Origin of the sequence: Paraclostridium bifermentans (genome assembly GCF_964259345.1) — a bacterium.
GTDB lineage: Bacteria > Bacillota > Clostridia > Peptostreptococcales > Peptostreptococcaceae > Paraclostridium > Paraclostridium bifermentans_B.
Genome location: NZ_CAXVJR010000005.1, coordinates 378674 through 391506 on the forward strand (window position 1 = coordinate 378674; position 12833 = coordinate 391506).

Genomic DNA, 12833 nt, shown 5'->3' on the forward strand with positions numbered 1-12833 from the left:
TGACATTAAGAAAGGTAAAAATTTATCTTTCTTAAATAACAAGATTTATTATGAATAAGATTAATATACTTGTTAATAATTTAAATATGATCGGAAAATAAATAATTTCTATCCCCCTTATTTATCACCTATACCCCCCTTGTATAGGTGATTTTTTTATTATTTATTATTTTTTATAATTATTGAATATAAAATTTGCAATTTGTAAATAATTATAATGTACGAGCAAAATATAATATATCTCTCCCCCTAATAGTAAAAATACAATGGTTAAACTCCCCTTAAACCATTGTATTTTTATTTGCTTTATTAAATTTTCTAAAATTTATATAATATAGCTTCTTCTATTCCAAAAAGATATATGTACGCTTCTTTAACAACTTTACCTGTTAATTTATTCAAAGCCGTACTATATATTTCTAATTGTTTTGTATATCTTTTTATAACATCATCTTTATTTTCTTCATTAACAAAATCAGTTTTATAATCTACAATAACTATCTCATCATTTTCTTCAAAATAAGCATCTATTATCCCTCTAACCATTAATGTATCTTTATTTTCTATATCTTTGAACTCTTCATCAACTTCAAATATATCTCTTATATTAATTTGAAGATAAAAAGCTTGCTCCCTTTTTAAGAAATATGAATTTAACATTCTCTTACCTAGTTCAGATTTAAAGAATTTTAATACTTTATATGGATTTATAGTATCTGCCTGAGTTTGAGTTAGTACTTTTTTCTTAACAGCTAAATCTATTTCTTCTTTTATTTCATTTAAATTAGTAACTTTGTTCAAATCTACTATTTGCATAAATAAATGCATTATAGTTCCTTTTTGAGCTCCAGTAATTTTATCTTTACTTTCACTTTCTTGTATAAACAATGGAGTTTTTATCTCCGTTGGTTTAGTTATTAAGTTTTGTGAATTGTAATCATCAATACTTTTATCTTCCAATCTTTTTATTTCTGTAACAGATATAGTTCCTGCTCTATTTACAGATTCTATAAATGGATATTTATAATCTAATTTACTTTTAATTACATCATAGTATTCACTAGTATTTATCTCAGAATCTACATTTAATAATATAGATTCTATGCTTTCTTCATCTAAATCAATCTTATCTATTAATACATCTTTCTTATCCCATATTTTAGCTTCCCAACTGGATTCATGATCTTTAAATGTATTACAATCTAATTGTACTAGTTCTCTCATACTATTTAAATCTTTATGCTTTAATACAGCTGGCATTATCCAGTCTAGGAAGTTCTTTCCTTTTAATATCTGATACTCTGAAACTGCCCCTGTATTTTCAATATCTTCACTCCATTTTTTTATACTAGATTCTACGTCTTTTATAGACCCAGTTATAATTAATTTTTCTTTAGGTCTTGTAAATGCTACATATAGTACCCTCATCTCTTCTGATAAGTTTTCCATGTTTATAGTAGTTTTTAATGCCTCTTTAGCTATACTAGGATAAGCTATTTTTCTATTATAATCTACAAGTTGAGGCCCATAGCCTAATTTATGATGATATAGTATACTTTTTCTAAAGTCTTGATTATTAAAGTTTTTCCCCATACCCGCGCATATAACCACAGGGAATTCTAATCCTTTACTTTTATGTATACTCATTATTCTAACTACATTTGCATTTTCACCCAGTGTTTTAGCACTTCCCATATCTGAGTTTGATCGTCTTAGTTTTTTCACAAAGTTTATAAAGTTAAATAACCCCTTAAAACTTGTAGCTTCAAATTGTTTAGCCCTTTCAAATAAAACCTTTAAATTCGCTTGTCTTTGGCTTCCTGCTGGTAGTGCTCCAACATATGCATAATATCCTGTTTCTACATATAAATACCATAAAAATTCATCTGTACTCATATAAAGTGATTTATTCTTAAAATCTTCTAATTTAGATATAAAATATTTAACTTTATCTCCTAAATCGTCTTCTCTTTCACTTGCAATCTCTAATATTTCATAAAAACTACGATTTCTATCTTCTAACCTTATGTCTATTAATTCTTCTGGTGTAAAATTAAACATTGGCGATTTTAGTACGGCTATAAGAGGTATATCTTGCATTGGATTATCTATTATTTGAAGTAGTGATAATATAGTTTTTATTTCAATCGTATCAAAATATCCTATACCTGTATCTGCATAAGTAGGTATATCCATATTCATAAGTTCATCGACAAAGACTGGTGCCCAACTTGATGTAGCTCTTAATAAGATTACTATATCTTTAAACTCTACATTTCTATACCCATCTATTTTTTTATCATATACCTTCATAATATTTTCATTCTCATCAGGCTTTATTATGTCTTTTATTATTTTCCCTATCATTCTTGCTTCTAGCTGTATATTATCTATTTCTTCTTGTTCTTCGGCTTCATTTTCATCATTTTCTTCAACTTTAGCATTTTTTTGTATTAGATGTATTTCTGTTGGCCCTCCAACTACTACATTTTCTTCTTCGCATTCTTTAAACTGAGCACCTAAGTTCAATCTTTCAGCTTCATTATATTCTATTTCACCAATATTCCTGCTCATTATATTTTCAAATATATAATTTGCAGAGTCTACTACTTCTTTTCTACTTCTAAAGTTTTTGTAAAGCATTATTTTTCTATTTTTACTTCCTTCTTCCATATCATAGTTAGCATATTTCTCCAAGAAAATTTCTGGTTTTGCTTGTCTAAATCGATATATACTTTGCTTTACATCACCAACCATAAATCTATTTGGATTTTCAACTTTTGCTATAGTACTTAATAGCACCTCTTGTACTAAGTTACTATCTTGATATTCATCTATAAATATCTCTGAAAATTTATCTATATATATTTTAGCTACATCTGATGGAATAATATTACCGTCTTCATCTTTATCAGTTAATATAGCTAATGCATAATGTTCTATATCATTGAAATCTATAATTCCTTTTTCTTTCTTTTTAGATTGATATCTTTCTTCAAAAGTAATTATTAAATCTGAAATAGATTTTACAACTGGATATAAATATTTTATCTCATGAGAAATTTGACTATTGCTTTTATAAAAAGTAGCTCCTATTATTGTTTCTAAAGATTTTTTATTTTTATCTCTAATTGATTTAGCATTTTCTCTTGCAATTTTTATATAGTCTGGAGCATCTTTTGATAATCTTTTTACCCCTTTAGCAAAGTTCTCAAATTGCATATTACTCATATAATAATATGCTTTGTCCCATCCTTCTTCACAAGCATTTAATATTTCAACGATTTTTTCGTATTCTATATTTAACTTTTCCTTGTAAGTTTCTAGCTCTTCTATTCCATCTACATATTCTATTGCTCTTTTCATACTAGACTCTATTCCTTTTATTTCTATTCTTACAGTATCTAGTATTGACTTTGCCCATATAGAGTTTGAAAAGTTAAAATCATCATCTATATTAAACAATTCTGCTGATTCACTTAACCATTTTTTAGGATAAGGTGATGCCATAGAAAAGTTATATATAGATAAAATAATTTCTTGAAGTTCTTTATCCCCTCTTTTTTCTGCATAACTTTCAACTAAATTTAAAAAACCTATATTTTTCGATTCATAATATTCTTCAAAAACTTCTTCTATACATTCTTGCTTTAACAATGAACATTCTGTTTGATCTCCTATCCTAAAATTAGGATCTATATTTATCTTATGAAAATTTGACTTTATTACATCCAAACAAAAGGAATGTATAGTTGTAATACTAGCTCTATTCAATAAAACTAATTGGTTTTGTAAATGACTATTTTCAGGATTTTTGTCTAATGCTTTAGCTATTGCATCTCCAATACGTTCTCTCATTTCTGATGCTGCTGCATTTGTAAAAGTAACAACTAATAACTTATCTATATCAACTGGATTTTGAGTGTCTGTTATTATTTGTATAATACGCTCAACTAGTACTGCTGTTTTTCCTGACCCAGCAGCTGCGGCTACAAGTAAGTTACAATTTCTACTATCTATTACTGCTTGTTGTTCATTTGTCCATTTAGGAGAACTCATTATTCAACCTCTCCTCTCATTTTATTTATTATTTCATCTTGGCTTTTTTTATTTATTATTCTGTAGTTATTATCTTTAAACGTACTGTCAAATTGACATATAGATGAAAAAGTACAGAAATCACAAGATGTTGAATCTTTACTTTTGTATGGTAGTATTCCTATATTTCCATCAAGCATATCTTTACTCAATTCTTTTATAGTGTGCTTTACATATTTTCTTAATACATTAAACTCATCTTGACTAACCCCTGATGTAGTTTTAGATATTGTTCCATCTTTATTTATAGAAGCTGGAACTACTAGCGATGTTCCTTTTTCACCATCTGGTAATGTATTATCCATCTTTCTAATGATATTGCTATCTTTTAAAACTAGTCCTTTCATTTTCAACTGTTTTAATATTTCTTCTCTTATATTTTCATCTTCCATATCTTCATTAGCTTTAATTATAGGGTCGTCTACTTTAAAGTAAAGTATTGCAGCTGGGTTTATATTACCATTATTGTATTTAGATGTTTCTAATATTGCATCTAAGTAAACTAACAGCTGTAATTGAAGCCCATAGTAAACATCAGTTAGATTTATATTTTTGTTTCCAGATTTATAATCTACAATTCTTATATACTTTTCTTCACCGTCTTCTAGCATGTCAACTCTATCGATTTGTCCTATTAAGTTGATTTCTTCGCCATTATCTAAGACTATTTTTATAGGAGGATATTTTCCATTCCCTCCAAATCCAACCTCATAGTCAGTTGGATCAAATGATCCTTTTTTAATTTGATCACTAATTATTGATATTGCTGATACTACCATATTTTTCAACCTATAAGCTAAGTACTTATATCTAGCCGAACTTTCCAATATATACCCTGGTATTTTAGAAATTAATTCATCTACTATCTCTGTTACTCTTTCTACTATATACTCAGAAGTAATATCTCTCCAATCTAAATTATCCTTAGATAATTGTTTTGAGAATTTATCTAATATATTATGTACAAATGTCCCAAAGTCTGGAGGAGTAAACTCAAATTCTTTTCTTTCTTTAGCTTTTAATCCATATTGGATAAAATATGCAAATGGACATTGTGCATACTTTTCTAATCTCGATACACTAAATAATTTGTTATTGTATAATTCTCTTATTTTTTCACTTTCTATTTTTGTAACTTGATTAGTATAATTCAATCCGTCTATTATATTTTTAGCTCTGACATGATACTCCTCGTCATTAAGATAATATTTATAGGTTTCTAGCCAAACTAAGTCTATATATTTATCTTCTTCATAATCTTTTATAGATTTTATAAGATCATTAAATATTGGTGCTTTTGAAGTTATATTTTCGATAATTTCTTCACTTTTTTCATATTTTATATCATTCAAATAACTTTCGTTTTTGATATTTGGAAAGATTTTTTTTAGTCTAGAAACAATTACAGATGGTCTTAATGTTTTTCCTTCATGATCAGCTATAGGATATGTAACTGTTAAAGTACTTGTAGTTGATGTTAAAGCTCTATAAACTAAAAATTGTTCTTCAAAAGTTTTTGTTTTACTATCTATATCAACTTCTATTCCGTTGTCTCCTAGATTAGATCTATCTTCATCATTTAATATACCATCATCTTTTGATATTAAAGGAAATATTCCATCTGTAGTTCCCATTAAATATAAATGCTTTGTATTTGGATTTTTCATTCTATCAACACTACTAACTAAAACTTGATCTAAACTTGGTGGAACTGTAGCAAGTTCATATTCATCAAATCCAATACTTATAACTTTTACAAACTTATCTAATGTTATAGTGTCTTCTCCTATTATCTCAACTATTTGATCTAGTATATCAACTACAATTTCCCAAACCTGAGAATATTGATTAGCTAAATCAATTTCATTGCTTTCTTTGAAATTATCAATCATACGCTTAATAGTTTCTGGCATATTTATATCTATTAAAAATTCATATATATATTTACATAAATCCTTAGCCTTATTTTTTCCTTTTAGTTTTTCTTGTAAAGTTATTATAGGTTTTGTTATAGTTCTTTTTATTTCATTAACTTTTTCAATAACTTCTAGTTCATATTCATTCTCGTCCTCATTTAACTTGTGGTATAGCCTATAATTCCACTTATCTTCGAACCACTTCTTACCTTTTATTCCATTTGCTAAAACATAATTTTCAAGCAAGCTTATATCTTCTATACTCATATCTAGTAATCCACTTTTTAAGTATCTAAACATTGTTTCATAGTTATATCTTTTGTTTTGCATTTCTAGTGCTGATATAATTAAAACTATTATTGGATTACTTTTAGCTTCTTTTTTACTATCTATAAAGTTTGGTATATTATATTCGTTAAATATTGATTGTACTAAGAAATCATATCTATTTAAATCTCTTGTAGCTATAGTTATATCTCTATATCTAACTCCTTTTTCTCTTACTAGTAAAACTATCTCTTTAGCTATTTGCTCTACTTCTGAGTATAAATTACTAAATTCTTTTATAGAAATACTTTCAGTATTATCTTCATATGTCTTATATGGATATGAGTAGTAGTTTTTTTCAAGATGTTCTAATTCCTGATTCCCATTAAATCTTTTTATTTTCGTAGAATTTAAGCTAATTTCTGGTTTTATATTAACCCCTGACTCCAAGCATAATTTTCTTAATTTGTCTTCTGTAAATTTAGTTCTTGAAAACACATCTCTTTTATTATAAGTTTTAACTAATTTATTATCTAACGTCAAAGTTATATTTACTTCAGATGCTTTATGTAATAAACTTTTTATTACTCTATACTGATTAGGTGTAAATCCTGTAAATTCATCAATATATATCTTTGCATTATCAAAGTAACTACAAAACTCTATTTTATCTGCAAGTGAAGCTAGTAAATCTTGAGAGTCTACATAGTTTTCATGTAATATACTTTCATAACTATTATAAATTTTACTTATATCTTTTAATTTTAGTTTTAAAGTTTCACTTAGAACTTCTCCTGATATATTTTCTAATGCTTCAGGTGTGATACTATATTGTTTAAATTCAGATATCATATCTGCTATAGTTCCTATAAATCCTGGTTGAGTAGATGCTTTGGAAAATATATCAAGATCATCACTAACCGCTTCTAATGCTTTATAAATCATCATAGATCTACCACTTGAATTTATATTTATATCTGTAAGCCCTCCAACCTGAGAAAAAACTATATTGCTTAATGTTTTAAAACTAAGAACTCTTGCTCTAAGGTATGGATCTTTTTCTATATACTTACTTAATCTTTTTTCACTTTCAAATGTATACTGTTCCGGTACTAATAAAATTATAGGAGATGTATCTTTGCTATTTACTTCTTTAGAAATTTCTTCTAAACAGTAAGTTGTTTTTCCACTTCCCCCTCTTCCGAATATAAACCTAAGACTCATATATATCATCCTCCAATATGCTGTAGTTTATATTTACGTTATTACATAACTTATTAAATTCACAAAATTTACAATGCTTATTATTTTTTAAAGTTAACTCATCATTATAATCTGTATTTATTATATTTGTTATATATCTATCTATTTGTTTTTTTATATTGTAGTGTCTATCCTCACTATATTTAATAGATATTGGTTCATTATAATATTCTGGTTGGTAATAGTTCATAGTTATATTCTCAAAAGGTATGTCTAGTTCATATAGTTTATTTATAGTTTCACCTACTAAAAGTAAGTAAATTAATGTTTGCATTCTATTTTCAATATTTTTATATTCCAGCTTTCTAGATTCAGTTTTCCAATCCCAAATATTAATACTTTCATTATCTATAACTATTAAGTCATATTTAGCTTGTATATTAAACTTTCCTAATCTATACCTTAATTCATATTCTGGAAGGTATATTTTATCTTCTTTTATTGGTATAAGTCTTTTTATCTTATCCAACCATATTTTAAATTCACTATTTGATGCATATTCTATTCCTGTAGGTATGTTACTAAAATATCTTTCACATATTAGATGAAAATCTGTACCTAGTTTAAGATTTTCATAGTAATCTCTACTTTCTTCATCATCTTGTTTCCAGTTTACTTTATCTATATATTTATATTTAAATTTTAAGGGACAACTTTTATATGTATTTATAGAATTTTGACTGTATAAAAATCTATCTAATTTTTTATTCAACTATCTCACCCCTTTTTTCCTTTATAAATCTACCTAATTTATTAAAATAGAACGATGGCTTTTGTTGTTGCTTTTTATTTGTAGTGTTATCTTTGTATGAATATCCAGATAACATTAGCATCTCTTTTGCTCTAGTTACCCCAACATATAATAATCTTATTTTTTCATTTATTATATCTACCTTATGCTTGTACATGAAATCTATAGGTTTGTCTCCATTTATTAAAGCTTCTACTTCGGCTTTAGCCATGGCTACGGGATTTTTATATTTATCTTTTAAGTACCAAAGTTCTCCTTGAAACTTTTGATTTATATCTGCCGGGAATTTAAATTCTGTTAAATCAAGTAAAAATACTACATCCCATTCCATACCCTTTGATTTATGATATGTACATACCGTAATTCCTCCTGGCTTAGGTTCATATCCATTTATTTCATATATAATTTCACTAATATAATTAAATACTCTATTTCTATCATCTAATAGTATTTTCCCTATATCGTATAAACTTGTGTTAGGATTATCTAACATCAAGTGTTTAACATAAAAAGCTATATAATCTACCATAGCTTTCTCTTCATTACTTAATTGTGTATTTTCTCCTATTAAAAGTATTAATTCATCTGTTTTTATAGATTGATATTCTAATATACTTTTAATACTCTTTATTCCATCTATAAAAGTTATATATATATCATCTCTATTATCTATTACGATATCTTCTATTACTTTATCTGTATCATATATAATATCTTCACTATCATATCTTCTTAATTTAGCTATAAACTCTTCTTTGCCTATCTTATTGTCACTTTGTATATATATTTTTTCTAATACATTTACCAGTTTATCTACATCATCACACTGTGATAAAAACTCTACTACATAACCTATATTGTTTATAACTTTCCTTTTATGAGATGAGTTTGGCCCTAATTCATCAAATTCTAAATTATATTCTTCTAGAACCTCTGCTACTTCTCTTACTTGATTATTGAAAGGAACTAATAACCCAATACTTTTATCTGGCGTCGTTTTTTTTATATAATCTACAAATTTAACAGTTTGTCTAATTTCCTTTTCCCAAGTTTCATACCATTTAGCATTTAACAAGTATTTATCTGATTTAGGATTTTCTTTATATCCTTTGCCTTCTGGTACGGTTCTAATTTCCATCTTCTCTAGCGCACTTTTACAATCATCTAAATAAAAATCATTGGTTATGAAATTTACTAACTCATTAGCTAAATCTATTATGTCTTTAGAACTTCTATTTGACATGTCCATCTTGTAACAGTTATCTGCTTCCTCCATAAAATTCTTAAAAAATATCGGATCTGATGATGAAAATGTTCCATTTATACTTTGATTTACATCTCCTACTCTTACTAGGTTATTATTATTTTCTGATATTAACTTTATTATATTTCCCTGAAGTTCATTAGAATCCTGACATTCATCTTCGAATATATATGTATATCTATTTTGAAATTTCGTTTTTAAATCTTCATCACTACTTAAAGCTTTATATGCAAGTATTAAAATATCATCATAATCTAATAGTCCATTGTTTTTTAATTTTTTTTCATAATCTTTATATATAGGTAATATGCACTTTAATATACCCTTATGTCCATTTAAGATAATATCTTCTAACTTTTGAGGAGAAATATCTTTATATTTTAATTCACTTATAGAATTTACTACTAAATCAAAGAATCCTTGATTCCAAGCCTCTAGGCATCTATTTCTCCACTCTTCATCTCTTTGTTCTTTTACAAAAAATTTAAAAGCTTTTTCTCCGCCATTATTTTTAAATTTATCTATACATTCGTTTAATATTATACTTCTTTTCAAATCGTCCACTATGCTAAATTCATCATTTAACATTACAATTTCAGGTTTTTCTTTTATAATTTTCACAGCTAAACTATGTATAGTCATTACCTCATATGAGTTAGTTTCTTTTACTTCATTTTCCTCTAATAGTTTAGCTATTCTCCCTTTAAAATTATTAACTGCACTGTTCATGTATGTTAGAATAAGTATTTTTCCTGGCTTATTATTTCCGTTTTTTATAAGTTTAGCAACCAAGTTAGTAACTATAAATGTCTTTCCAGCTCCAGGTACCGCTGGAACAGCCATAGTACCTTCCTCATAATTTATTATAGGAATTTGATCTTCTCTGTAATTTATTTTACTCATAATACTCACCTTTATCTATTAGCTTTAAAATTAAACTATACATCATTCCCTCCTGAATGTACCCATTCACTGTATATTCACTTTTGTAAGCATATACTTTATCTGTATTTAACAATAGGTTATACATAGTATTATATAAGTAATATTCTTTATAATATTCTTCTATATCATCAGTGTATATTTCTCCATCTTTAAAAAATTTTTTAAATACTTGTACATTACTAATTTCTCTTTCACACTTCATACTCCACATATTACTACCTATATCTATCCATATTTGAATTGAATTTTTCATATTTTGAGCTATATAAGTATATGGTGTAGTTAATACAACTGCATCTTCACTACTAAAATCATCTAAATCAGATATAGAATAATAATCCTTTATACTGCTTTTTAATGCTTCTATAAATATTTTTTCTTTTGACTTATTCTTATCAAATCCTAATATTTTTATATTTTCAGTAAAGCTTTCACTTTCTTGAATTATTTTTTTGCAAATCTTTACATTTAATTTTCCTGCTGGAAGTTTTAATAATTTATCTATATAGAATTTTATAAGAAACTCATATATATTTATATCTTCTAATTTTTTATTCTTTATATAATTTAATATATCTAAGTATTCTTCATTTATATCATTATTTCTAAATATTTTAGTTGATTTAATCTTGTTTGTATCTAGTAAAAGACTTATATAATTTACATAATCTTCTTCATTTAAAAGTTCTTCACATTCATAAAATATACAAGCAGATACCATTAACGCATGTGCATATGGATAGTCTATTATTCGTTTATCTTGTTTTGTATTATATATATTTATTTTGTTTTTTTGTAATATGCTTTTGATTTGATAATCCAGTATAGTATTATTATTAGGACTTATTATAGCTATGTCTTTTGCTTTATGTCCTTTATTTATAAGTTCAACAACTTTATTAGCTGCTTGCATTATCATTTCACTATACAATTGATTGCTTTCATCCAAATCAATACCTACATTAAGCTTAGCTATATCTTTTATTCTTATATCACTTATATCATCATTTTTAATGATCTCACATTTTTCAAATAATTTACTTCTTATATAAGTCATATCTACATTCAAAAATGAAGCATAATCTTTAGTTTCATTTATATACATATATGATTCTTTTACATACCCCAATAAATTGTCTATAAAGTCTATTTCACATATAGGCATAGATTCTAAGCTATCTACTATTAAATAGTCTATACTATCTCTTAATTGCTTTATATAATACTCATCTTTTAAAAGATACTCATTGTACAAATACACTTTAATAGAATTATCAACCATAGAATTTTTTAATAACATATTTAAATATTCATTAATAATATCTTGCATTTGTGTGTATGAATATCTATCGATTTTATCCCTATTTGATTTTGAGTAGTATACTTTATCTCCTATATCAGATATATTAAATAAGCTCTGTACTGACTTATTTATATTATAAGAAATACTATTAGATATATTTCTATTAGATGCGGTTATATCTTGAAAGTAATTTTCAAAATTTCTTTTTTCTTTAACTATCTCATTCATTATATAATCACTTAAGCTATTTGGAATAATATAAGGCTTTACAGTATGATTATTTATTAGATTACAATTTTTATCAATAATTGGCCAAAACTTAATAATTTCTTTTGATATAAAAGACATATACGTAGTAATTTTTATCTCTTCGCTTTCTTCTAATTTTATTAGTTCTTCATATTTATACTTTATTCTTTGATTTGGAACTAACATTAATATTTTATTAGTTTTATTAAAATTATTAGCAGCTATTTTTAAGTATCTAACAACTATATCTTTCATTTTCCTATCATTAATAGTATCTTTTATTATAAATTTCATTAATATCCCTTCCTTTATAGACTAATTATATCACATAGTAAAATATCCTTTTTTATATTCAATATTCTTATTGTAAATATAAATAAGTGTGTAGCACTAGCTACACACTTATTACATAATTTTTATTAAAGCTATATCTTCATTACTAACTTCTAAATCTCGTATATAAAAATTGTTCATAATTATATTTATAAATTGATAAGAATTATCTCTAAATTTAAATTGCTGACAATCAAAAACTATTGGACTATCTATAGAATTTAATTCTACATATTTTAATTGTACTCTATACATAAAACCCTCCAAACTTAAATAAATTTATATATTATAATTATTTAAGTTATTGACAGTTTTTATTCATATATACAAAAAAAGATTACGCGGCTACGTCCTACTCTCCCAGGCAGCTTCCCACCAAGTACCATCGGCGCTAAAGAGCTTAACTTCTGTGTTCGGAATGGGAACAGGTGTATCCTCTTTGCT

Annotated in this window: 6 protein-coding genes and 1 rRNA gene; all 7 read right to left on the reverse strand. The window is 25.7% G+C overall.

Going from position 1 to position 12833, the window contains the following annotated elements; translation table 11 throughout:
• Positions 1–318 precede the first annotated feature (318 nt).
• Entirely contained in the window at positions 319–4059 is a 3741-nt protein-coding gene (addA, locus tag ACEXNK_RS12415; protein WP_373598855.1) for a helicase-exonuclease AddAB subunit AddA, read from the reverse strand.
• On the reverse strand, positions 4059–7505 hold the full coding sequence (gene addB, locus ACEXNK_RS12420; protein WP_373598856.1) for a helicase-exonuclease AddAB subunit AddB: 3447 nt from the start codon (positions 7503–7505) through the stop codon (positions 4059–4061). Before addB ends, addA begins: the two co-directional genes overlap by 1 nt.
• Entirely contained in the window at positions 7495–8256 is a 762-nt protein-coding gene (locus ACEXNK_RS12425; protein WP_373598857.1) for a PD-(D/E)XK nuclease family protein, read from the reverse strand. The genes addB and ACEXNK_RS12425 overlap by 11 nt, the downstream gene beginning before the upstream one ends.
• The gene (locus tag ACEXNK_RS12430; protein WP_373598858.1) at positions 8249–10462 is read right to left on the reverse strand and encodes an ATP-dependent helicase; all 2214 of its coding nucleotides are present in this window, start codon (positions 10460–10462) and stop codon (positions 8249–8251) included. Before ACEXNK_RS12430 ends, ACEXNK_RS12425 begins: the two co-directional genes overlap by 8 nt.
• Entirely contained in the window at positions 10455–12350 is a 1896-nt protein-coding gene (locus ACEXNK_RS12435) for a hypothetical protein (RefSeq protein ID WP_373598859.1), read from the reverse strand. The genes ACEXNK_RS12430 and ACEXNK_RS12435 overlap by 8 nt, the downstream gene beginning before the upstream one ends.
• A 111-nt stretch (positions 12351–12461) precedes the next feature.
• Entirely contained in the window at positions 12462–12644 is a 183-nt protein-coding gene (locus ACEXNK_RS12440; protein WP_373598860.1) for a hypothetical protein, read from the reverse strand.
• Positions 12645–12728: 84 nt separating this feature from the next.
• A 5S ribosomal RNA gene (gene rrf, locus ACEXNK_RS12445) occupies positions 12729–12833 on the reverse strand; the annotation flags it as partial.